Annotated in this window: 17 protein-coding genes; 9 read left to right on the plus strand and 8 right to left on the minus strand. The window is 52.9% G+C overall.

The window, feature by feature from the left end; translation table 11 throughout:
- The first annotated feature begins 54 nt into the window (after positions 1-54).
- The 4 genes from NST37_RS24415 to NST37_RS24430 all read left to right on the plus strand — a co-directional run bounded on the left by NST37_RS24415 (position 55) and on the right by NST37_RS24430 (position 5,812).
- Positions 55-1,875 carry an IucA/IucC family protein gene (locus NST37_RS24415; protein WP_339185981.1) on the plus strand — a complete coding sequence of 607 codons (1,821 nt, stop codon included), beginning with the start codon at positions 55-57 and terminating at the stop codon, positions 1,873-1,875.
- Between the two features lie 61 nt (positions 1,876-1,936).
- Positions 1,937-3,775 carry an IucA/IucC family protein gene (locus NST37_RS24420; protein ID WP_339185983.1) on the plus strand — a complete coding sequence of 613 codons (1,839 nt, stop codon included), beginning with the start codon at positions 1,937-1,939 and terminating at the stop codon, positions 3,773-3,775.
- Positions 3,772-5,013 carry a type III PLP-dependent enzyme gene (locus NST37_RS24425; RefSeq protein ID WP_339185985.1) on the plus strand — a complete coding sequence of 414 codons (1,242 nt, stop codon included), beginning with the start codon at positions 3,772-3,774 and terminating at the stop codon, positions 5,011-5,013. Before NST37_RS24420 ends, NST37_RS24425 begins: the two co-directional genes overlap by 4 nt.
- Positions 5,014-5,047: 34 nt before the next feature.
- On the plus strand, positions 5,048-5,812 hold the full coding sequence (locus NST37_RS24430) for a ParB N-terminal domain-containing protein (protein WP_003388746.1): 765 nt from the start codon (positions 5,048-5,050) through the stop codon (positions 5,810-5,812).
- 186 nt (positions 5,813-5,998) lie between these two features.
- Here the strand turns inward: NST37_RS24430 and NST37_RS24435 are convergent, their stop codons facing one another.
- From NST37_RS24435 to NST37_RS24460, 6 genes are all read right to left on the minus strand, one after another.
- Positions 5,999-7,303, minus strand: a complete 1,305-nt coding sequence (locus tag NST37_RS24435) for a (Fe-S)-binding protein (RefSeq protein WP_003388748.1) — start codon at positions 7,301-7,303, stop codon at positions 5,999-6,001.
- Complete coding sequence (locus NST37_RS24440) at positions 7,300-8,694, minus strand: FAD-linked oxidase C-terminal domain-containing protein (protein WP_035979411.1); 1,395 nt, start codon at positions 8,692-8,694, stop codon at positions 7,300-7,302. The genes NST37_RS24435 and NST37_RS24440 overlap by 4 nt, the downstream gene beginning before the upstream one ends.
- 38 nt (positions 8,695-8,732) lie before the next feature.
- Positions 8,733-9,422, minus strand: coding sequence for a FadR/GntR family transcriptional regulator (locus NST37_RS24445; RefSeq protein ID WP_003388750.1), 690 nt, complete (start codon positions 9,420-9,422; stop codon positions 8,733-8,735).
- Positions 9,423-9,681: 259 nt separating this feature from the next.
- On the minus strand, positions 9,682-10,941 hold the full coding sequence (locus tag NST37_RS24450) for an MFS transporter (RefSeq protein ID WP_003388751.1): 1,260 nt from the start codon (positions 10,939-10,941) through the stop codon (positions 9,682-9,684).
- Positions 10,942-10,969: 28 nt separating this feature from the next.
- On the minus strand, positions 10,970-11,839 hold the full coding sequence (locus NST37_RS24455) for a DUF6282 family protein (RefSeq protein ID WP_003388752.1): 870 nt from the start codon (positions 11,837-11,839) through the stop codon (positions 10,970-10,972).
- 20 nt (positions 11,840-11,859) lie between these two features.
- Positions 11,860-12,510, minus strand: a complete 651-nt coding sequence (locus NST37_RS24460; protein WP_157211815.1) for an MBL fold metallo-hydrolase — start codon at positions 12,508-12,510, stop codon at positions 11,860-11,862.
- A gap of 488 nt (positions 12,511-12,998) precedes the next feature.
- Between NST37_RS24460 and lhgO the strand changes: the two genes are divergently transcribed.
- Positions 12,999-14,195 carry an L-2-hydroxyglutarate oxidase gene (gene lhgO / locus NST37_RS24465; protein WP_339185987.1) on the plus strand — a complete coding sequence of 399 codons (1,197 nt, stop codon included), beginning with the start codon at positions 12,999-13,001 and terminating at the stop codon, positions 14,193-14,195.
- A 147-nt stretch (positions 14,196-14,342) separates the two neighbouring features.
- Here lhgO and NST37_RS24470 read toward each other — a convergent pair whose 3' ends face one another.
- Together NST37_RS24470 and NST37_RS24475 are read right to left on the minus strand one after the other, a co-directional pair.
- Positions 14,343-16,784, minus strand: a complete 2,442-nt coding sequence (locus NST37_RS24470) for an EAL domain-containing protein (RefSeq protein ID WP_039070583.1) — start codon at positions 16,782-16,784, stop codon at positions 14,343-14,345.
- 518 nt (positions 16,785-17,302) lie between these two features.
- A complete protein-coding gene (locus tag NST37_RS24475) occupies positions 17,303-18,223 on the minus strand; it encodes a LysR family transcriptional regulator (protein WP_003388756.1) in 921 nt (306 codons plus the stop codon).
- Between the two features lie 109 nt (positions 18,224-18,332).
- Between NST37_RS24475 and NST37_RS24480 the strand changes: the two genes are divergently transcribed.
- The 4 genes from NST37_RS24480 to glpT all read left to right on the plus strand — a co-directional run bounded on the left by NST37_RS24480 (position 18,333) and on the right by glpT (position 24,530).
- Positions 18,333-18,707 (plus strand): CidA/LrgA family holin-like protein, encoded by a 375-nt coding sequence (locus NST37_RS24480; RefSeq protein ID WP_024983668.1) that lies wholly within the window; start codon positions 18,333-18,335, stop codon positions 18,705-18,707.
- Positions 18,704-19,390: a CidB/LrgB family autolysis modulator gene (locus NST37_RS24485; RefSeq protein WP_031932463.1), complete on the plus strand. Its 687-nt coding sequence runs from the start codon at positions 18,704-18,706 to the stop codon at positions 19,388-19,390. Before NST37_RS24480 ends, NST37_RS24485 begins: the two co-directional genes overlap by 4 nt.
- 358 nt (positions 19,391-19,748) lie before the next feature.
- Entirely contained in the window at positions 19,749-22,874 is a 3,126-nt protein-coding gene (locus tag NST37_RS24490) for an ATP-binding protein (RefSeq protein WP_031932462.1), read from the plus strand.
- 291 nt (positions 22,875-23,165) lie between these two features.
- On the plus strand, positions 23,166-24,530 hold the full coding sequence (gene glpT, locus NST37_RS24495) for a glycerol-3-phosphate transporter (RefSeq protein WP_003388760.1): 1,365 nt from the start codon (positions 23,166-23,168) through the stop codon (positions 24,528-24,530).
- The last annotated feature ends 122 nt before the right edge of the window (positions 24,531-24,652 follow it).

Raw genomic sequence — 24,652 nt, forward strand, 5'->3', positions numbered from 1 at the left:
CTTTCCGAGCAACCTTTTCGGAATTTTTGAAAACGAAAGGCAGGGGATCCGGCAATGAAACATGCAGAGGGGACCGTTCACCAAAAGCGTCCGCTGGAGGCGCACAAGCCACTGGAGGCGCGGCTGGCCGAACATGCGGCAATCGAGCGGATTTTGAACGCCTATCTTCGCGAAAACGGCATTTTTGACCCGAGAGTCCAGCCTGATCAAAAACAGCTATCCATTCCGCTCACGGACGGGGCGATGTTTCGCCTTGACTTGCCCAACACCGGCGTTTCACTCGCGGGGGAGATGAGCTTTTGGTCCAGAGGGGGGCAACACGCGTATGGCACCTCTTTCTATCAAACAACGGGGTCTTCCTATCAAAAGGTGGAAGGCTGGCAGCTGATTCATTTTATCCTCGATGAGCTTTCCTGCCTGGAAAAGAACGAAGACATTCGCCTCCAAAAGAAAGGCGAACTGCTTCTGAACATCCAAAACAGCGTGCAAAAAACAGAAAGCTACCTTCGGCATTTCCTGCTCCAGCAAAAGACTCGGCATCCGTCCCACGGCTTTCTTCCGTCGGAACAATCGCTCTTTCGCGGCCATCCGTTTCACCCGACCCCGAAGAGCTCGGAAGGATTCGCCAAAGGGGAGCTGCACAGGTTCGCACCGGAGCTGGGGGCGTCATTTCAGCTGCACTATTTGGCTGTTTCCCCTGAGCTGATCGTGGAGGAGTGGATTCAAGCCCCTGAAGGGGACAGCCAGGAAGCTTGCATCCCGCAAGGTGTTCGGAAAGCGGCGGCATCAAAAGCGGAGAGGGGAAGAGAACATTACAAGCTGCTTCCTTGCCACCCGTGGCAGGCACACTACCTGTCCTCGCGCGAGCCATTCCGGAGCCTTTTTCTTGCGGGAAAAATCACCGATCTGGGGCCGCTGGGAGAGCGCACATATCCCACTTCGTCGGTGAGGACCGTCTGGGAGCCTGGACACTGCTGCCAATACAAGCTGCCGCTCCATGTGCGCATCACGAACTTTGTCAGAGTAAACACGCAGGAGCAAATCAAGCGGACGATGGATGCGGCGAAAATCGTCCGGCACGAACAGGAAGCCTTTTATACCGAGCGCTTGCAGGTATTGATGGAATACGGGTATCGGAGCATCTCCCTGCCGGATGTTCCCCCTCAGGAAAACGACCTGTTCATGCAGGAATGCGCCGTTGTCTTTCGGGAAAATCCGCCCGAGCTGATGGGCAAGGAAAGTCCTGCCTTCGTCGTCGGCTCCTTGATGGAAACGCCGCCCGGCGAGACCGAACCCGCTTTATTCCGTGCCATGCGGGACCACGAAGAGAGCCGTTTGCCCGATCTGGGCGATTGGTTCCGGCAGTACCTTGCGATCAGCATGCTGCCAATCCTCTCGCTTTTTGCGGAAATGGGAGTGAGTCTGGAAGCACACGCCCAAAATTCGCTGGTCAAGCTGGAGAACGGCTGGCCCGTCAAGCTGTACGTGCGCGATCTGGAGGGCATCAGCGTAGACCGGCAAGTCGCCATTGGCAAGGGCTGGGTCGGAGGACTGGTAGATGCGGACAGCCCGGTTCTCTATACGCGGGAGCAGGCGTGGCTCCGTTTGCAATACTACTTTTTTGTCAACCACCTCGGCTATGTCGTCCGTACCCTTGCCAAATACGGCGGGCAGGACGAGTCCACGTTCTGGAGCATAGTCAGAAATACCCTGCTGGAGCAGCGCCAGCGCCTCTTGTCCAAGCGAATGGCAGACTGCATCGATGCTTTGCTGCATGACCAAACCTTGCCGGCAAAAGCCAATCTGGTCAGCATCTTTCAGCGGAGAGGCGAATCGCCGCTCTATGTCGACATTCCCAATCCGATACGCTGCTGAAGAGCGACAAACCGTACACCAATTGCCTTTACCACGAAGGGGTGAAACCATGGAGAACGTTATGAGCAAATCTTTTGATCCCGCTCTCCCGATGCAGGATTGGGAGGCCGCCTTGCGCAGTCCCGAATACGCCAAGGTACGCAGACGGATTTTCCGGCAGATCGTGGAATCCCTGATCTACGAAGAGCTGGTCGAGGAAAAATCGCTGGCGCTTCCTGACGGCGAGAGGGGATTCGTGCTGGAGGGCCGCACCCGGACAGGAAAACCGGTGCAATATCTTTGCCGCGGCCAAAGGAAGCTGAGCTACGCGAGGGTCCGTTTGACGGCCGCACCCATCATGAGAAGGGTAGACGGCAACGAGACGGAAGCCGTTTGCCTGGCAACCTTTCTCGAAGAAATCGGCCCGACCGCCAAAGAGGAGCCGAAGCAGTTGGAAGGCTTTCTCAAGGAAATCCGCCAAACGCTGCTTCATGACACGCACGCCAAGTTTCTGCAGACGAAGCGTCCGCCCGCTTCCCCGGCCCACAGCTATGCCGAGCTGGAAGGAGACATTCTGGACGGCCATCCGTACCACCCTTGCTACAAGTCAAGGATCGGCTTCAGCCCGGCGGACAATGCGGCCTATGGCCCCGACTTCAAGCCGTTGTTCAAGCTCTTCTGGGTAGCCGTGCACAAGCAGCGCGCCGTCGTCTCCTCCTCGGCGGGACTGGATGTTGAGGAATTTCTGAGAAGCGAGCTGGGAGAAGCTTTGTACCGCACGTTCTCCGAGCAAATCCGAAGCCGGGGATACGATCCAAAGGAGTACGCGCTCGTGCCTGTTCACCCGTGGCAGTGGGAGAGGAAAGTTGCGGACGCCTTTTTCGAGCAGATCGGCAGCGGACAGCTTCTTCTTTTGGGGGAGGGTACCGATGCTTACAGCCCCCAGCAGTCCATCCGCACACTGACCAACCGGACGTCTCCCGGGAAGGCGTACGTCAAGGTTTCGCTGGGCATCCAGAATACGTCGGCAAGCCGCATTCTCGGCCATCATCATGTGGAAAACGCCGCGATTGTCTCCGATTGGCTGGAGTCGATCCGCAAAAGCGATCCTTACTTGCGGGACGAACTCCGTGTGGTCTTGCTGCAGGAGGTGCTGGGCGTCCACTTTTCCGATCCGGATCTGCCCGAAGCCGTTCAAAGGGAGATGTACGGTTCATTGGGCGCGATTTGGCGGGAAAATGTGTCCCTTTATCTGGACTCGGACGAAAGCGCCGTTCCCTTTACGGCGCTGTGCCACATCGGTGCGGACGGCATTCCTTTCATTGATGCATGGGTCCAGACATACGGCTTGCCTGCATGGCTGAAGCGCGTGCTGGAAGCCTCCATTCTCCCGCTCGTGCATTTCATGTATGCCCACGGCATCGCCCTGGAATCGCATGCCCAAAACATGGTGCTGCTCCACCGCAACGGAATGCCCACGCGGGTCGCTCTGCGCGATTTTCCCGGAGGCATCCGCTACTACACAGGGGAATTGGCCGATAAAGCGTCCCAGCCCCATCTGAAGGCTCCGCCTGCCTTCCATTCCAATGTGATTTCGTCCATGGCCACCGAGCAGGCTTCCGAGGTCACCGACTTTTTGCACGATGCGTTTTTCCATATCAACCTGTCGGAGTTTGCCATGTTCCTGGAGGACCAGTATGGTTTTTCCGAGCACACCTTTTGGGCGATGGCTGCCGAGATTATTCTTGCTTACCAAAAGCAATTCCCTCAGCTTCGCGAACTGTTCGCCAAGCTCGATCTGTTCCAGGAGAACGTGCTGGTCGGGCAATTGACGATCCGCCGTTTATGCGGAGAAACCCTGTACCGGGAGCATGCGGTTTCCAATCCGCTGCACAGCGCCTTGAAGGAGCTGATGGTATGAATCTGCCGTATCCACCAGGTCCCCTGAACCAGTTAAATCAACTGGCTCGGATCATCGAGGAAAAAAAGCGCACCCAAGACCAGCCGATATGTGCCTATTTGTACGATCTGGAGGGACTTTCCCGGCATGTCGAGGAAGTGACACGCGCACTTCCTCCTTCCTGCCGGCTGTTTTACGCGATGAAGGCCAACTCCGACCCGGAGATTCTGAAAACGCTCAGCGGGCGTGTGCACGGCTTTGAGGTGGCTTCCCTCGGCGAAGTGATGAAGGCGCGGGCCGCAAGTGAACGGATCCCTGTCATCTTCGGCGGGCCAGGGAAGACGGATGAGGAAATCAGGGGAGCGATTGAGCAGCGGGTCACGCTCTTGCATGTGGAGAGCATGCACGAGCTGAAAAGAGTCGAACACATTGCCGCAGCCATGAACAGGACCGTCTCCATCCTCCTCCGCATCAATCTGAGCGGACCCTTCCCGCAAGCGACTCTCGCCATGGCAGGGACGCCGACGCAGTTTGGCATCGACGAATCGCTCGTCGGAGAAGCGATCCAACTGGCGTTGTCCTGCCCGCACATTTCGCTGGAGGGCTTCCATCTGCACTCGCTGTCCAACCAGCTCGACTGGCGCAGCCATCTGGCGCTGCTCGCCTATTATTTTGACAAGGTGGATGGCTGGTCCGGGCAATACGATATCAACATCTCTACGATCAACGTCGGGGGCGGGATCGGGATCAATTACGCTGACATCGGCAGCCAGTTTGGATGGAGCGAGTTTGCCGACGGCCTTTCCCGTCTCATCAGCGAGCGGAACAAAGAGGGGACCTCGATTCTGTTTGAATGCGGGAGGTTTTTGACAGCAGCCTGCGGCTACTATGCCGCGGAAGTGATCGACATCAAGAAAAACCACGGCAAGCATTTTGTCATCGTCAGGGGAGGGACGCACCATTTCCGTCTGCCGGTGTCCTGGCAGCACAACCATCCATTCGCCGTCGTGCCGCTGGACATCTGGAACTATCCGTTCGAGCGGAAGGAAATCAAGGACAGCGATGTGACCATCGTCGGCCAGCTTTGCACGCCGAAAGACGCATTTGCCAGGGATGTGCCCATCGACCGCATCCGTATCGGTGACGTGGTTCTCTTTTTGTACGCCGGGGCGTACGGGTGGGCGATTTCACACCACGATTTCCTCAGCCACCCTCATCCCGAGCATATGTATTTGACAAACACATCTGTTCTCACATAGCCATCCCGAGTGGCAAGGTAAAAAGGAGGCACTCATGTCAGAGGTTTTGCTGTCACTGCAATTGATCGAGCTGGACAAAATGTCGCTACACGAAGAGCATGAACCGTCGAGGCTTGAACGTGTCAGCCAGTCGATGCGGGAGGATGGGTTTTTGCGCCATCCGATCCTGGCGACGGAAATGAGAGACGGCCGCTATCTGGTGCTGGATGGAGCCCACCGCATCGGCGCTCTTCGGCTGCTGGGGTATTGCAAGGTGCCTGTACAGGTAGCGAGGCAGGACGATTTCTCCATCGAGGCGTGGCATCATCTCGTTCCTGCAGACGCGGGGGTACAGCAGCTTTTTGAGGACCCTTCCCTCCACTGGACGGCGGGGAGCGGAGCTGCTGCACAGCGACAAGGCTGGCTGGAGATCGTGGATGAGCACGGCAATGTGCGGGCCCTGGATTGCGGAGTTTGCCACGACTTTCTGGAGGCTTGGCACAAGGTCGTTTCCGCATACAACGCCCGCGGAGCGGTCAAACGGGTCCCTGCCAGAACCTGCCTTCTGCCGGACAGCGGGATGCTATTGATCAGATTCAAGCCGCTCTCGTACGCGGAGCTGGAACGCGTGATGGAAGCAGGGCGGGTGCTCCCGGCAGGGGTCACCCGCTTCCAGATCAACGGTCGCTTGCTGAACCTGAAAATCCCTCTTCACCTGCTGCACAGAGATTCCGACGTTTCGGAGTGGGAGAGGCTGCGGCATGTTTGGCGTCGCTCTCTGCGTTTATATACTGAACAAGTTTATTTATGTGAAATATAAATAACATGCCGCTACAGCCACAGACGACAAAATAGAAACGGATCATCAGGCGCTTGACGTCCTTGATGATCCGCTTTTTTCTGTCTGTCCCGAACAGTTGGTGCTTGTACCGGGCAGCGCTTTTCCGGGTAGTTTATGCTAGTACCGGCCGAACAGTTCATGCTTGCATGTATCACATGCTTGTACCTATAAGTTGATGCCGCACCTTTCGGCCAAATATTCCACCAGGTGGACGGCCCGCATCCGGTCGTTCAAGTTTTCCCGCTCGATGCCGAGCTTCATTTGCAAAAGGCAGCCCGGGTTTGTCGTGACAATCGTGGTGGTCTGCGTATCTTTGACGTGCTTCATTTTGTAGTCGAGGATTTCCATCGAGGCATCGTACTGCACGATGTTGTAGATCCCCGCCGAACCGCAGCACATATTGGCCTCTTTCATCTCGACCAGCTCCACGTTTGGCAGGCCTTTGATCAGCCCCAGCGGGTCTTCGGTCACTTTTTGGACGTTTGTCATATGACAAGAACGCTGGTACGTGACTCTCTCTGCCGGTCTCTCCTGTCCCTTGATCCCGCCGCACAGGGCGAGCACCTGGGAAATGTCTTTCGTTTTCCCGGCAAATTGGCGGGCCCGCTCAGCCCATTCCGGTTCGCCCGCGAGCAGGTGGTCGTATTCCACCATCATCGCGCCGCAGCCGCCGGCGTTGTTCACGATGAAATCGACTTCCGCCTGTTCAAAAGCGACAATATTTTGCTTCGCCAGCTTTCTGCTTTCGTCCAATTCCCCCGTGTGGGCATGCAGCGCGCCGCAGCACGTCTGCTTCTCGACTACGATCACATCGCAGCCGACCTCGGCCAGAAGCTGGACGGACAGATGATTGATCCTTCTGAACATGGCGTCCATGACGCAGCCGACAAAGAAGGCGACCGTGTATTTCTTTTCACCCTTGGCTCTCGTTACCGCAGGCAAGCTGGAGCGCTCGCCCGGCGATACCGGAGCCGGCATGATTTTTTCAAATTCACCCAGATGAGCAGGCAGCTTCTCCATCAGCCCGCTTTTTCTCGCGAGCTTTTGGACACCTGTTTTTTCATACAGCCACATGGCGTTGCCGATCAGCTTCATCGCCCTGCGGCTGGGGAAAACCTTTTTGAACAGCGTGTTTCTGAGCGCTTTTACCGGTACGGAAAACTTCTTGCGCCGCGTCACGGCTGCACGAGCCGATTCCAGGATCGCGCCGTATTCCACACCTGTCGGACAGACCGTTTCGCAGGCCCGGCAGCCGAGGCACAGATCCAGCGGCTCCTCCAGTACCGAAAGATCCTTGATTTTCCCCTCGCCGGCCATCTTGACCAGGTTGATCCGGCCGCGCGGGGAATGCGTTTCCTTGCCCATTGTCAAATAAGTCGGACAGGCGGGCAGACAGTAGCCGCACTGCACGCATTTGCTGGTTTTGTCGTAATTCAGTTCCGCACGCAATGCTGCAAGATTCTCACTCATTCGCTCAACACCAACTTTTGTCCGGGCTCCGGAAAAATCTTGCCGGGATTCATAATGTTATGAGGATCCCAGGCTTGCTTGATGCGCTTCATCATATCCAGGCCCGCGGCTCCCAATTCCATTTCCATAAACGGCGCCTTCATCGTTCCGATGCCATGCTCTCCGGACAGCGTGCCCCCTAGCTGCACAGCGGCTTCGAAAATTTCCGCAACGGCCTTTTCCACGCGGGCCATTTCTTCCTTGTCCGCTTTGTCCGCGATGATGTTCGGGTGGAGATTTCCGTCGCCCACGTGGCCGAATACAACGAGATGGATATTGTACTTCTCCTTGATCTCCTGCAGGCGTCGGCACATCTCGGGAATTTTGCTGCGCGGCACAGTGGCATCCTCGGAAATCTTCGTCGGCTTCACCCTGACGATGGCCGGAGAAACCAGCTTTCTCGCCTTCCAGACATCTTCCTTTTCCGCCTTTGTTTGCGGCACGCGCACTTCCCTCGCGCCAATTTGCTTGCATACCTGCGAGACCTGCTCGGCTTCATCTCGTACCGCCATCGGGTGGCCGTCCAGCTCGATCAGGATCAGTGCCTCTGCATCTGTCGGCAATCCTGACGGCTGATAGTTTTCCACTGCCACCATGGAGGCCTGATCCATCAGCTCCATTTTGGACGGCAGGATGCCTGAGGTGAGGATCTGGGAAATTGCTCTCCCCGCGTCAACGAGGCTGTCAAAGACCGCCATCACTGTTTCCGAAGCGGGAGGCTTCGGGATCAGCCGCAGGATTGCTTTTGTAATAATGCCAAGCGTGCCTTCCGAGCCGACGATCAGCTTGGTCAGGTCGTAACCGGTCACGTTTTTGACCGTTCTCCCGCCCGTGCGGATGATCTCGCCCTCCGGGGTGATGACTTCCAGGCCGATGACGTAATCTTTTGTCACGCCGTACTTCAAGCCGCGCGGTCCGCCTGAGTTCTCCGCCAGATTTCCGCCGATGGTAGACACATGGGAGCTGCTCGGGTCAGGCGGATACATGAGTCCCTTTGCCTCCGCCGCTTTGTGTATGTCGGCAGTCAGTACACCCGGAGAGACGACCGCGACCAAATCTTCTTCGTCGATTTCGAGCAAATCGTTCATGACCGATAAATCGATGACCATGCCTCCCTTGACCGGGAGAGGACCACCGCTCAAACTGGTCGATTGGCCGCGCGGATAAACAGGGATTTTCTCGCGGTTGGCGAATTTCACCAGCTCGGCTACTTCCTCGACGCTCTTCGTCTGAATGACTGCATCGGGAAGAAAGGTTCCAAAAGAGGCGTCAAAGGAGTAGCTGAACCGGTCGCTTTCATCGGTAAGCACTCTGCCTGTTTTGACAATGTCAACAATCTGTTTGATTTGCATGTCCGTCATCGTCTCATTTTTCTCCTCTTGTTGTTGGACTAAGAGAACAGGTCCAGCTTTTTCTCCGCATTTTTGAGGTGAATGGCGCATTGGATTTTCGCCAGTTCCGGTTCCTCCATCTCAATGGCCGACAGGATGTTCAGGTGCTCCTGATAGACCGCTTTGCGCTTCTGTTTCAAGCCCAGGTTGGACTGAAGAGTGATCTGCAGGGCACGCTCGTAGAGAGAAGACAGGTTTTCCATCGCCTGGATCATGACCGGGTTATGCGTGGCCAAAAACATCGACCGGTGGAACTCCATATCCGCTTCCATGCCAATCTTGCTGTCGTCGGCCAATTCTGCCTCCAGCCACTGGAGCGCCTCTCTCATTCGTTCCAGTTGTTCAGGCGTTCGCCTCAGGGCAGCCAGATAGGCGGCCTCAGGCTCAAGAATCTTCCTCATCTCAAAAAGGTGTCTGATCAGCTCGGCATCGTCATTTTCAATCTGGATGTTGCTGAATATGCTGGAACCGTTTCGCTCTTCGACAAAGCTCCCGCCCCCCTGGCGAGAGTTGATGACACCGGCTGCCCGCAATACGCTGAGCGCTTCCCGGATCGGGATTCGGCTTACGCCAAACTGGGCAGCCAGCTCCATTTCCGTCGGCAATTTCGAACCTGGGGGATATTTGCCCGCCTCGATCAACTTTAACAACTCACGTGAAATGATTTGCGACAGTTTTTCTTTGGACATCGTACATCTCCGATTCTCATTTTGATTTATTTGTAATACAAATTGTAAATTATTCAGATGGCAAAGTCAATTCCGGTCGACTCTTTACCATTGTTTTGCAGACAAACTGAGCAAAAGAAGGACAGGAAAAGGAGAGCACTTGTTCACTCTCGCAATAATTGTAATACAAATAACAAGGAAAAAGAAAAGTTCATGATGGACTCCTCATCCACAATGAACTTTTCTTGTCGACAATCGATTGTCTATGTGCAACTGTATGCTAATTTAATTGCTTGCCCATCGTTTCCGGCAAGAACAGCAGTACGAGGATTGCCGCCAGCGCAAACGAGATGGCCAGGAACCCGAATGCCGCACCGAGCCCCATGCCGGTTGCCATAAATCCGACTACAGTCGGTGCAGTTGCAGCGATTCCGCGTCCAAAGTTGTAACAGAACCCTTGTCCGGTCGCGCGAATCTCAGTCGGGAACAGCTCGGCCAGAACCGCTCCAAAGCCGCTGAAGTAGCCCGATCCAAAGAAGGCGACAAACGGACCGAGGATCAGCAGTCTGGTCGCGTCGCTGGACATGCCGTAAAACGGAACAAGCAGCGCCGCCAGCGCGAAGAACAGGATAAAGGTCTTTTTCCGTCCGATCTTGTCCGCCAAAAAGCCGAAGGAGACGTAACCCAACCAGGCACCTGCCTGCATGATGACAATCCAGGTCGTCGATTTCATAATATCCAGACCGGCCCCGCCTTGATCGACTGGAGTGCCGAGGTAGGACGGAATCCAGGTGAACAGGCCCCAGTAGCCAAATTGCGCGCAAACACTCAATGCCGCACCGAGTATGGTCCAACGGAGTACCTTCCCGGAAAACAGCTCAACCAGCTTAGGCTTGCTTTTCTTTTTCTGCGTGGTGGCCTCCTGCTTCATTTTTTCCCAGATCTCAGGCTCTTTTGTGCCTTTGCGGATCCAAATGGCGACCAAAGCCGGAACAATTCCGAAGAAAAACACTCCGCGCCAGCCCCACAGCGGAATGACCAGACCGGCCACAATCGCAGCCAGCGCGTAACCAATTGCCCAAGCACTTTGTACGAGACCCATCGCTTTTCCGCGATGCTTTGCGTCCCAGGTTTCCGTAATCAGGGCTGCGCCCGCAACCCACTCTCCACCCATTCCGAGCCCGAGCAGCAAACGGAATACGGCCAATTGTGTAACCGTTTGCGAGAATCCACAGAGGAATGTAAACAATGAGTACACGATAATACTGATCATCAATGATTTCGTGCGGCCATACCGGTCAGCAACCATCCCGAACAATAGTCCGCCGAAGGCAGAACTGAGCAGGGTAAGCGTTGCCAAAAATCCGCCGGCCGTCTTGTCCATCTGCAACTCCTGCATCACTTGCACCAGAACCATGGAGTACAGCATTACATCCATCGCATCCAGAGCCCATCCGGACCCGGCAGCGATTAACGCCCGCCATTGGTTTTGCGTAACCTCTTTATACCATGGCTTGTTTGACAACTGTGCTTGCGCCATACTTTTTCAACCCCTTTTTCTCTAGTCTTTACGTAAGCCCGATTAATTCCGCCGGGTTGAAACAAGCCATTTGCTCAACCTCTTTCTCTGTCATGCCCTGCTCCAATAAGATTTGAATAAACTGGTTGTACCCTTCCGTCGGCACCGGATGGTTGGCCTGTCCGAAATCGGTTTGCAAAATGCACTTTTCAATGCCGATCTGGCGGATGCCCCGCACCAGCTCGTCCGGCTCGATCGACTTCCACAGCGGCATCAGCGTCAGCATCGACTTCTCGACGTACGCGCCCATTTTGACGAGTTCGATTTGCAGCGAAAGGTCCATTTTGTTGATTTTCAAATCAGGATGGGCGACAAGCACCTTTTCCACCCCGCGCTTCGTCGCGACTTCCACGAGCTTCCGGGTTTCCAGCGGAGAGAGATGACCCGTTGCCAATACGGCTCCGGTGCCCTTGATCAAATCGATGATGTCATAGACGACGGGCAGCAGCTCGCCGTCCTCCGAAAGGATCGTGATCCCTTTCTGGGGCAGGAGGCGAATGGTCGATTTTTGTTCCTTGTAGTCGCTCTTTCCGCCGTAATGATCCAGATGATGCTTGGCTGAGCCGGTAGGCATCCAGATCAGCTTTGCCCCCTGCTGAATCGCCATGTCTACGGCGTAAGGATTGAGACCGCCGACGTACTCATTGAGCACCAGCGAGCCGTAGACCTCGATTCCTTCCACCACTTTGCTGACCAGCTTCGCTCTGGAAACGGTCGATTCTTCGTGCGCCTTGAGGACGATAGCCCGCATCCCCGCTTGCTTGGCTTGCTCCGCCAGCTCCAGATCATTTACCGAACGGGGAAAAATGCTGGGACTGGAGTGGACGTGTATATCAATGGCACCTTTTAGATCGTTCATTTCAACCACCTTCTGTCATTTCAGATTTTGAGCGAGAATGTCTCGTCCTTCCAAGGTACGATAATTTGTACAGCGCTTTCATGCAACGGGTTGACGACGATTCCCTGGCCGGTTCTCTCGATCTCCAGCAATCGATCATGGCCGGGGACGACAACATCTGCCCACTGGGCGATCGCCCGGATACTCTCTTTGCTTTTGGCGTCATCCCATGTCATCACTGCGTCGCCACTGGTCAGCTCCAGGATGTTTTTCACCGCGTCTGACACCAACGCCCACTTTCTCCCCTGGTATTCAGTCAGAATGGAATACAAGCCCGGCGTATGCCCCGGTGTAAGCAGCCACGGAAGTCCTTCGACGACGCCGGACTCTCCGGACAGTAGCGACAGCTTCCCGGAATCGCGCAAAGCCGGAAACATCTCGCGAGGGACGGCGAGGTCCTTTGTCCCGTTCTCTTCTATATGTTTGACTTCCTCTTCGTGCAGGTAAAACGTAGCGTTCGGAAACAGCGGATAGTTGACAGCGTGATCAAAATGAAAGTGACTTAACAGGACCGTACCGACATCTTCGGGGCCAACCCCCAGCTCCTTCAGTTTGGCCAGCAGCGAATATCGCTCATGAAAACCCACGGTGTCATACAAAATCGGCGCTTTTCCTTCTCGGCGAATCAACACGCAACTGCTCCATCCAAGAAAACCACGGCTTGATCTTCCCGGAAAGCCTTGATACAAGACGGTAATTTCCATGTTGGTTTCCTGCCTTTTCTGCGTCGCATTTTGTTTGCTGTATACGCCCTGCTCACGGGTTTGGATTCAAAGGGAGTCTCTTGTCCGCATGCTCAACCCGATTGCGCAAGCATTTGTTTCTCAACATTCTGTTTTTGCCAGAATGACCGATAAGTTGTTATAACAACTTGTACTACAAAAATACAAGCTTTTTTCATCACTCCCTTTTGTACAAAACCCGATTTGATACGTTATATATGGTGATATAAAGAATACAACACGATTATAAGTTTGTCTATATTCCAAATAATTTATTTCTTTTGAACTCATTTAGGTTGATTTGTATTACATGTGTATTATAATTGTAATACAACTTCTCATTCATGCTTGTACATTGCAGAGATATTCAGGAATGCTTAGCGGAGAAAGGTGATATCATGTATGACTATGTCATTATCGGGGGCGGTATCGTAGGTCTCTCTACCGGTTATGCGCTTGTCGAAAAGTACCCACAAGCCAAAATTGCCGTCGTCGAAAAGGAACGCACCCTTGCTTTTCACCAAACCGGCCATAATAGCGGAGTAATCCATTCCGGCATTTATTACAAGCCGGGCAGCCTGAAAGCAAAGCTTTCCAGGGAAGGCGGCGACTTGCTGCGCGCATTTTGCAACCAGCACGAAATTCCTTACGATATGTGCGGAAAAGTGATTGTGGCAACCGACCAGCATGAGCTGCCCCTGCTTGAGAATCTATATAAACGCGGTCTTGAAAACCAGCTCGACGTATCCATCATTGATGCGGATCAGCTTGCAGAGATCGAGCCCCATGCATATGGCCTCAAAGCCATCCGGGTCAAGGAAGCCGGAATCGTCAATTACAAGCGCGTCGCCGAGTCACTTGCCAAGGTCATCCAGGAAAAAGGCGGCGATATTCTTCTGGGGACAAAAGTCGAAAATATAAAGGAAAGCAGCTCCGGAGTCGAGATCGAATGCACCAACAAGACGATCCAAGCCCGCTATCTGATCAATTGCGCCGGCCTCCATTGCGACCGCATCGCAGCGCTTCAAGGATTGAAAACCGATATGAAAATCGTCCCTTTCCGCGGCGAATACTACGAATTGAAACCGGAAAAGCACTATCTAGTGAAAAATTTGATCTATCCGGTTCCGAATCCGAACTTTCCCTTCCTCGGCGTCCACTTCACCCGGATGATGGATGGCCACGTGCACGCCGGGCCGAATGCGGTGCTGAGCTTTAAACGGGAAGGCTACCGCAAGACAGACTTTGATCTCAAGGATATAACCGAAGTCCTGACCTATCCCGCCTTTTGGAAAATTGCCTACAAGAACCTGGGCGAGGGCTGGAAGGAAATGGTCCGCTCATTCAGCAAAAAGGTGTTCGTCCAGAGCCTTCAGCGCTTGATACCGGAAGTTCGCGCCGAGGATCTGGTCGAGTCCCAGAATGGCGTCAGGGCCCAAGCGCTTACAAAGGACGGGAAATTGGTCGATGACTTCCTGATCGTCACCAATCAGCGCTCCACCCATATTTTGAATGCGCCCTCACCTGCGGCGACAGCCTCGATTGCGATTGGGCGCAACATCGGGGAGAGAATTCCGGAGCCGGCACAGATTTAACCGCATGCCTCTGACCGGGCTTTCAGATCACAGAAAGCGAGTCCAGTCACCATACAGAAAAATCCCGTCTCACTTTGCTGATGAGACGGGATTTCTTTTTGGCAGGCCTATGCGAACATCGATCCTGGCTGATTGCCAGCTTGTCCACTATTGATAGCTGGGCAAACGGTTGGGGACAAAAAACGTTTTTTCCACCTCACTGGCAGACAATGGGCTGCTGAAATAATACCCTTGAATTTCGTGGCAGTCATTTTCCGTGAGAATGTCGAGCTGATCCTTGGTTTCGATTCCTTCCGCGATCACATCCAGCTTCAGATGCTGTGCCATGGAAATGATCGTCGCGACGATTGCTTTGTCGTTGTGGTTTTCGGATATATCGGTGATGAAGGAACGGTCGATTTTCAATTTGTGGATCGGGAACTTTTTCAAATAGCTAAGCGAGCTGTAGCCCGTTCCAAAGTCGTCGAGACTGATCCTCGTCCCGATCTTGTTCAGCTCCTCCAGAATGCTGATCGATACGGCCGGGTCCATCATCATGCTCTCGGTAATTTCCAGCTCCAGGTATTGGGGCTCCAGCTTTGTTTCCTCGAGGATTTTGACGATGTACTCGACCAGGTTCGGCTGATGGAATTGATGAGAGGAGAGATTGACGGAGACAGGTATCAAAGGACCGCCTTCATCATGCCATTTTTTCATTTGCCGGCATGCTTCGCTCAGAACCCATGTACCGATTTCGTAAATCAAGCCGGTCTCCTCTGCGATTGGAATAAATACGCCGGGAGACAGCATCCCTCTGGTGGGATGATTCCATCTGACCAGCGCCTCCACTCCGATCATTCGGTTGCTTTGGGCATGGAATTGCGGCTGGTAGTACACGACCAGCTCGTTGCGTTCAATCGCTTTTCGAAGATCGCTCTCCAGGCCGATATTCTCCAGCAGTTGAACGTCGAGATCCGGCGAGTAAAATTGGTGTCCGTTCTTACCCTGCTTTTTCACCTTGTACATCGCCGTATCCGCTTTTTTCAGAAGCTCGACGGCATCCCTGCCATGAACCGGAAACAGTGCGGTTCCGATGCTTGCAGATATGTAGAAGTCGTTGTCTTTCAAATGGAAAGGCTTCTTCAGCGCTTCGATGATCCGTTCCGCCAGCTCTGCCGCTTCCTCGCCTTCCGGGCCGGTATTGCAGAGGATGGTAAACTCATCTCCCCCCATGCGCGCAATTGTTGTCTCGAACCCCTCGGCGCTCTTGACGATTCTGTCGCTTACGCCCTGCAAAAAGATATCGCCATACGTATGTCCAAGTGAATCGTTGATCATTTTAAAACGGTCAATATCCAGAACCATCACGGCAAAGGTGGATGAGTCCCGATTGCTTTGCTCAATGGACTGATCCAAGCGCTCATTGAGCTTCCTCCGATTGGGCAAGCCCGTCAATTCATCGTGATAAGCCAAATGTTTGATTTTCTTTTTGGCTTTGCTTTCTTCCGTTATATCCTTTATGAAAATATGATTTCCGACTATTTTGCCATCTATCTCCACAGGGATATTCATTACGCTCAGCTCGACCAAATTACCGTTCGGTTGAACAAAAGAGGTCTCAAAGTCTTTGGGCAGCAGCCTGGATGATTGCTCATCCACTGCGTCTGTTTTCGTCTTATCTTTGGCGCTCATGTCCAACCCGATCGCAGAAAAGTGCTTGTTGAGGTAATCTTCTGCCTGAATGCCGATCATTTTGGGGACAGCAGGGTTCATATTAATGATGGTCCCGGCCTTATCCAGAGAAATAATGCCGTATTCGTTATTTTTATATAGCGAGCGATACCAGCTTTCATTTTCCTGGATGACCAGGTCCTTTTGCGACAGCCGTTTGTTGATGAATACGCCTGCCAGTGTAATGCCCAATAGCAGGAAGGTAGCAAGGACAATGATGTAGGCAAGCGTTTCCGTTTCGATTTGCACCTCGACACCATACTGGTGCTCGCTCGCATGGAAATGGGCCGCAACCATGCCCGTATAGTGCATCCCCGCAATCGCCGCCCCCATAATGAGCGAGCTGCCGAGCTTGTACAAGTAGGCAAATCGGGATTGGTCCTTGCGGAAATAAAACAGGAGCCACAAGGCCGCAAACGAGGCCGTAGCGGCAATGACAACAGAAAGGATAACGAGCCCCTTGTCATAGGTAATGCCGATCATCATCGCTGCCATCCCGGTGTAGTGCATCCCGGATATGCCGCCGGCCATCAATACGCCGGCGATGGCAAGCTCCTTGACCTCCAGCTTGTTTCTCGATACGGTCAAAAGGGCAATGCCTGAGACAAAAATGGCGAAGAGAACAGATAGGATGACAAGCGAAAGGTCGTAGAGCACTTTGACGGGCAGGGCAAGGGCTAGCATCCCGACAAAATGCATGGACCAGATGCCCAGCCCCATCGACATGGCGCCAAAAACCAGCCAAAGCAATCTATGCTTCCCGCGGCTTACATTCACCCTTCCGGCCAGATCAAGCGCGGAATACGAGGCTGTGACCGCAATTAAATAGGAGAGGATAACCAAAAACGTGTCGTACGTCCCATGTATCTGATGATCCATAACTTCTCACCTGCTTTCTTTGTTCAGCTGACCATCAGGCAGAAAACCACTCTCGAGTATACGGATCGGACTCACACAATTAGACGCTTGCCGCCGCCCTTTGTAACATACCTGCGGAGGCAACCACTTGGTCGGTTGCCATTCCAATCTCTTCAGCCATTTGAAATGGCTAGCAGACCTTTTCTTTCCTCCAAAGACATGTATAAGGCTTGAAAATGGACAGGTTCCCATTTATTTTACCAACTCCTTTTCCCGTTCAAAACGCTTTTCTGAAAAAGACGTTTTTTTCACTGATGACTGGTTGCGGACTTATCATACAACACCGTTCTGAAACTTTTATGAAAGTCACAGCAGAATGAAAAAGACCCCGACTGCTTTACAGACGAGGTTCGTGTATGTTCCCATCTTTTTCGCTGCTTTCGGACGTTTCCTCTCCCGGCAAACGTACCGGCGCTGCATGGCGCTTCTGAGCCCCCGGAACGGTTTCCCGCCAGACCTGTTCCCATGGAAAAGCCCGATCAGCCATGCTCGCGCGGGTGTTTGTTTTTGCCCCTCCACTCCTCGAAAAGATTCTGGGTAAACCGGATCCATTCCCGTGCGGCAAACGAAAGGTACCGATCCTTGCGCCAAATGATGACCAGGTGCCAGGGGATCACGGGCTGATCGAGAGGCAAAACCCGAATCCGCTCCTCATCAAGCTCGCGACAGATCGGTTCGGGGAGCAAAGCAATGCCGAAATTGGCCGCCACCATCTCGCTGATAAAATCCCACTGGGAGCTTTCATAGATGACCTTCGGTTGAAATCCCGCTTGTACGCACTCTGCCGTAATCCGGTCATGGAGGGCAAAATCCTCGCGAAAGAAAACGAAATCCTCTTCAGCCAGTTCGGATAACGACACCGCTTTTCTGTCGGCCAACCGATGAGAGGGATGGACGAGCAGCATCAGCTTCTCCTTTACAAGCGAAAAGGAATGAAACAGCTCCTCATTTGTCGGCGACAGCACGACCCCTATATCCAACACGCCGGTTTCCACATCCGCTTCCACTTTCTTTGCCCCGTCTTCCACGAGCTGAATCGTGATAGCGGGATAGTGCTCCCGGAACTTCCCCAGCACATTGGGGAAAAAGCTCGACCCGATCATCGGCGGCAATCCGATGCGAATGTGCCCCTTTTTCAGGTTCATCAAGTCCCCGAGTTCGGCTGACAGGTTTTGGAAGGAATGCACAATATCCTGCGCCTGAACGAACAGGATTTCCCCGGCATCCGTCAATTCCAACTGCTTGCCCAGGCGGTGAAACAGCACAACCCCCAGATCCTCCTCCAGGTTTTTGACCATTTTGCTGATGGTCGGCTGTGTGATATACAGTGCCCGCGCTGCTTTCGTAAAGCTCTTGTATTGAGCCACCTTTAAAAAATATTGCAAATGGCGAATATCCATGTACGGTCTCCTCATTATGCATAGATAAAATGAATGACAGTCATTCTATCTATTCATTTTACCTATGCAAACAGATCATGTAAACTTTTCACAGAAAGGAGGGAGCGATGTGGCAACCCTGCTGAAAAGCGCGGGACAAGTGATTCTGCTTTGCGCATTTTCCCTGCTCCTGCACAAGCTGGTCGATTTCTTTCAACTGAAAATTCCGGCCAGCATTTTGGGCATTTTGATTGTCTTCATCCTTCTGCAAGCAAAATGGATTCGCCTGGACTGGATCGAAGCAGGCGCCCAATGGCTGCTGGCGGAGCTTTTGCTCTTCTTCATTCCCTCCGCTGTGGGCATCATGAAATACAAAAGCGTCTTGCTCAGTGACGGCGTCTACGTCACGTTGGTGATTGTCGTCAGCACCGTCATCGTCATGGCCAGCGCAGGACTGGTCGCGAAAAAAATTGGCGAGAAAAAGGAGAGGACTCCGCTGCCATGATTGCTTTTCTGAGTCTCATCCTCACCATCATCCTGTACTGGGGCGCAAAGCGGTGCTACCGCCTCAAGCCAAAGGTTTACCTGTCTCCACTGCTGACGGCACCGCTATTGATCGTCGCGTTACTAGTATGGACAGATACACCCTATGACTCTTATCAGGCGGGGGCGAAATGGCTGAGCGACATGCTTGAGCCGGCTACGATCGCTTTTGCCGTCCCGCTGTACAAATATTTTCACATTCTGAAAAAACATGCGGCCGAGATCATCGTCAGCGTGCTGTCCGGTTCGGTTGCAGCGATTGTTTCTTCGCTGTTCATCGCCCGGCTGCTCCATCTCAACATGCAAATTGTCGACAGTCTCATTCCGCGCTCCGTCACCACCCCCATCGCGATGGGCGTATCGGCGAGCATCGGCGGAGTTCCGGCGATCACTGCGGTATTTGTGATCATGACGGGCCTTCTCGGGTCTGTTATCGGACCGATGGTCATCCGCTGGCTGCGGATCGAAAACGACATTGCCCGCGGCGTGCTTCTCGGCACAGCGGCCCATGGAGCCGGTACGTCCAAGGCGTTCGAGTTTAGCCCGATCACTGGCACGATTTCCAGCTTGTCGATGATTTTAGCAGCGCTGATGACGCTGGGCGTGGCCCCGTGGCTCGTGCCCGTTTTGGCCGGCGTATTTTGAACGACAAAAGCCGCTTCGATGTCGAAGCGGCTTTCTTGTTTTTCGTGCAGACCTTTAGATCTTCTTCACAAATTCCGATTTCAACTGCATCGCTCCAAAACCGAATCAAAAAAACCCCATCCTCGTAGGTGTACGAAGAGCTGCATTTCGGGCAATTCGGCAATGTCGACATGTTTTCCATTCTCCCTTGGTTTATAGCCCCCATTGTAACAAAAACGGCTTCAGGAATATAGCGCCAATCCCGTTTAACAAACCAAGAGGCAAAGCACGGTAGTCATGTGCCTGCTCCTTTCCTCAAGCCCCCTGGTAAGCATTTGGAAAAAGGGAAACATGTGAAGTAAAGCGAATCTATTGGCACATGATGCAAATTCTCAAAAAACCCATATTCAAATACGTTTTGACAACTCTCTTTTTTATCTCTGTCCTCCTAAGCCTGCGGTCGCTCTGGTCCGAAGTGTTTCGTACCGCAGAGCATCCCGATGCAGTACAAGGCGTGCTTGACATGCGCGGCTGGCCTTTCGAGGAATCTCCCACCATCGCGCTGAATGGGGAATGGGAGTTTTACCCCGGGGAACTTGTCTCGCATGAAGATATAGCACGGATGTCAACGAAGCGACCGCATTTTATCCAGGTTCCCGGAGATTGGCGAAGCGCTTTCCCGGCAGGTTCGGAATCGTCGTTTGGTTACGGGACGTACCGGCTCCGCATCCTGATCGATAAGCCTTTGGATCAGCCTTATGCCTTTTGGTTTCGCGATCTCGAGGCCTCATCCGCCGTTGAAATCAACGGTAAGATAGGAGCTGCCATAGGCCAGCCTGCGGAGAAGGCGGAGGGGTATTGGCCAAGGAATGTCTCCTATACAGCTTCCTACACGTCAGAAGGAGAAAAAGAAATCGAGCTGCTTATTCGTGTGGCTAATTTTGACAACCCAATTGAAGGAGGTATCGCCAAATCCATCCGCTTTGGATCACAGGCGGCACTGGATACCGAACGCTGGTATTCCATCGGCTTTCAGCTTGTTACGTTCATCGTCTTGATTCTGCATAGCATGTACGCCTGCATCCTGTTCCTGTTCAATCCAAGACGGCAAAAGGCGTTCCTGGTTTTCTTCTTTCTGCTGGTAGCATCCTCTATTTCGGTTGTTTCGGATCACGACCAGTTGCTGACGCTGTGGCTGCCGCTGGATTATGCCGGGGTGCTGAAAGCCAGACTTCTTTCCTATATGTGGATGTCCTTTTTCATCCTGCTGCTGGCCAGAATATTTTCCGGTCACGCAGGTTTCGCCAAACTGTTTCGGACGTATACCGCTATTCTCGTCCTGTATTCAACTGTTGTGCTGGCTGGGTCTCCAGCGCTCATTTACTATACGTTCGAAGCCAAAGTGTTCACCGTTCTTTATTTGTTTCCATTGATCTGGTTTATCTTTATCATCGCGAAAATGATCATCCAAAACCAGCAGGATGCTATTTTTCTGCAACTCACCGCCACCAGCATCATATCGAGCGCTGTGTGGGGTGCGTTTAATTTTTATATGGAAATAACCAGCGTCTACTATCCCATCGATGTGTTCGCAGCCATTGTCGGATTCTCCGCTTACTGGTTTAAAAAGTACTTTCGCAACTCCGAGGAAAACATCAAGCTGAACGAACAGCTGACCAGAGCGGACAAAATGAAGGACCAGTTTTTGGCCAACACATCGCATGAGCTGAGGACACCGCTGCACGGAATCATGAATATCGCACGGAACATCGCAACCAAGCAGAAGCACGCGATGGACAACGAAGCCCTGGAGGATTTGGAGCTGCTGATCACAGTCAGCCGTCGAATGTCCCATCTGCTGGACGATCTGCTCGACATCGTACGGATTAAGGAAAACCGCATCTTGCTGCAAAAGGAGCCGTTGCCTGTTCAATCTGTTGTCTCCGGCGTGTTCGGGATGCTGAGATTTATGGCGGAAGGCAAGCCCGTTCAGCTAAAAATGGACATTGACGAGTCGATGCCCCCCGTTTTGGCGGATGAAAAGCGACTCGTTCAGATCTTGTTCAATTTGCTGCATAACGCGCTCAAATTTACCGAAGAAGGGACCATTTCCGTTTCAGCCAAGGTTCTGAATGGGCGTGCCGTTATTCACGTGTCCGACACGGGTGCGGGTATGGACGAAGAAACGCAGGCACGGGTTTTTCTGCCTTACGAGCAGGGAGCCCGCGGAAAAGGCGATAGCCGCGGAATCGGGCTCGGCCTCAGCATTTGCAAACAGCTGGTGGAGCTCCACGAGGGTGAATTCACGGTTCGCTCGGAGATCGGCAAAGGCTCCGTGTTCAGCTTCTCGCTCCCTTTGGCCGACTCGCAAAGTTTGCCCGCTGTGAAAAGCTCTCCTCCTCCCCGGACAGAAGCTTTTGAGGAAACTGCAGTCTCCCGTTTTTCTACGGAAGCTGCGCCCAACGAACGAACCTCCGAGCCGCTTGCCTTGCCGTCTTTCGGGGAGGAAAAAGCAAACATACTCATTGTCGATGACGATCCCGTCAATTTGAAGGTGCTCGCTGGCATCCTCTCTGCAGAGGCGTACCACGTCAGGTCGGCTACTTCGGCTCGCGAAGCGCTGGAAATCCTGTCTACGCAGCAGTGGGATTTGCTGGTCACGGATGTCATGATGCCGCAAATGTCCGGCTATGAATTGACACAAAAGGTACGGGAGCGCTTCACTGCCGCCGAGCTCCCCGTTTTGCTGCTGACGGCCCGCAGCGAGCCGGAAGACATCTATACCGGATTTATGTCTGGGGCCAATGATTACGTCACCAAGCCGGTCGACGCTCTGGAGCTCAAATACCGGATCTGGTCTCTTATCGCATTAAAGCAGTCCGTCAATGAACGGCTGCGGATGGAGGCTGCCTATTTGCAGGCCCAGATCCACCCGCATTTCCTGTTCAATACGCTGAATTCGATCATGGCGCTGAGCGACCTGGATATAGAGCGGATGCGCAAACTCGGAGAGGCCTTTACGTCCTACTTGCGGATCAGCTTTGACTTCCTCAGCACAGGAAAGCTAGTGGCGCTTTCTCATGAACTGGAGCTGGTGCATGCCTATCTCTACATCGAGAAAGAGCGGTTTGAAGAAAGGCTGTCCGTCCAGTGGGAAGTTGATCCCCACCTGGATTTGCTTCTTCCTCCCCTTTCGATTCAGCCACTGGTCGAAAATGCGGTCAGACATGGTGTCCTGAGACGGGCCAAGGGCGGGAACGTACTGATCCGGATTGTTCGCCAAACAGATTCTACGCTCATTGAGGTAAGAGATGACGGCGTCGGGATGGAGCAAGAAAAAATCCGCCACATTTTGGACCCGGTCCAAAATTCCAAAGGCGGCATCGGACTCTCCAACACGAATCGCCGGTTAACCCAATTGTATGGACAAGGACTCTCTATTCAAAGCAAGGCAGGCGAAGGCACCTCTGTGTCTTTCGTCATTCCGGATCGCAATCGCCAATGAAGGTGATTCGGAATGAGAAAAGAATGAGAAAAGAGATTCCTCTCAGCCATGGGGGTTGTAGGGAGAAAAACCCCCATGGTTTTCCAATGCAGAGACGAGGCGAAAACACGCAACACCTCATTGACAACGTTTACAACGAATAATAAAATACACGTAATGACAAGTTAACTATGATGGAGATTCGGAGACTCATACTTTTTGGCACTTTCAGTTATGAAAGGGCTTTTAAAGTATGAGTTTTTTGCTGTGCATGGTTTATCTTTGTTAAATTTTTTTAGAGGAGGAGAAAAAATGCTATCACTATTTCGGCCTGCGCCACCTATCGAAAGACTGCCTGACGAGAAAATTGATTCTGAGTATAAAAAGTACAGGCTGAAAGTTTTTCTGGGAATCTTCATCGGTTATGCAGCGTATTATCTTCTTCGCAAAAACTTCTCGCTTGCCATGCCGTATCTGACCGAGGAAGGGTTTTCAAAATCCGAGCTTGGCTTCGCCCTGTCAGCCATTTCGATCGCCTACGGGATCAGCAAATTTGTCATGGCTATCATATCGGACCGAAGCAACCCGCGAATGTTCCTGCCAGCCGGTTTGATTCTTTCTGCCATCATCAGTTTACTGATGGGATTCGTCCCTTTCTTCACTTCTTCTGTGACGATCATGTTTGTCATGCTGTTCCTGAACGGTTGGTTCCAGGGTATGGGATGGCCTCCATCCGGGCGTGTCCTTGTCCACTGGTTCAGCATTAGCGAACGCGGAAACAAGACCGCCATCTGGAACGTAGCCCACAACGTCGGCGGAGGGTTGATGGCGCCGATTGCTGTTGCGGGTGTGGCCCTGTTCGCCGGGCTTTCGGGAGGCTCCTCCTCCGGGTATGAAGGCGTGTTTATCCTGCCTGCTCTCGTAGCAGTTGTCATGGCTTTTGTCACGTATGCGCTGGTGCGCGATACTCCGCAGTCGGTAGGTCTGCCGCCGATCGAAGAATATCGCAATGACTATCCGACCAAAGAAAAGAAAACGTTTGAAACGGAATTGTCTACAAAGGAAATCCTGTTCAAATATGTACTGAATAATAAATGGGTCTGGGCAATCGCGATTGCCAACATTTTTGTCTACTTCGTACGTTACGGCGTTCTGGACTGGGCACCGACCTACTTGAGCGAGGAAAAAGGTTTTGACATGAGCAAGTCCAGCGTCGCCTACTTCCTGTACGAGTGGGCAGGCATCCCGGGAACGCTCTTGTGCGGCTGGATCTCCGACAAGCTGTTTAAAGGACGCCGGGGACCTGCAGGGTTTGTCTTCATGCTGGGCGTATTGATCGCTGTTCTTGTTTACTGGTTCAACCCGCCTGGACATTCCGTAATCGATATGATCTGCTTGATTGCAATCGGTTTCCTGATTTACGGTCCAGTCATGTTGATCGGTTTGCAAGCGCTTGATTTTGTTCCGAAAAAAGCTGCCGGAACCGCTGCCGGCCTTACGGGTCTGTTTGGTTACCTGGGCGGTACGGTTACAGCCAACGCCTTGATGGGTGTCATCGTTGACGCGTCCGGCTGGGATGCAGGGTTTATTTTGCTCACGGTTTCGTGCGCTTTGGCAGCTCTCGTATTTGCGCTTACATGGAATGTACGCGGACAAGAGGTTGTAAAAAATCAGTAAAAAACAAGCAATAACCAATAAATAAAAGGCTTCACTCCTTGAAGCAAGACGTCTTTTCAAAGCTCAAAGCCAGCATAGTCAAGGGCGCAGGGACAAATGAGCGCCCTTGACGCGATGGCAAA

It is taken from the genome of Brevibacillus sp. FSL K6-6036 (assembly GCF_037964015.1).
GTDB classification, from domain to species: Bacteria; Bacillota; Bacilli; order Brevibacillales; family Brevibacillaceae; genus Brevibacillus; species Brevibacillus borstelensis.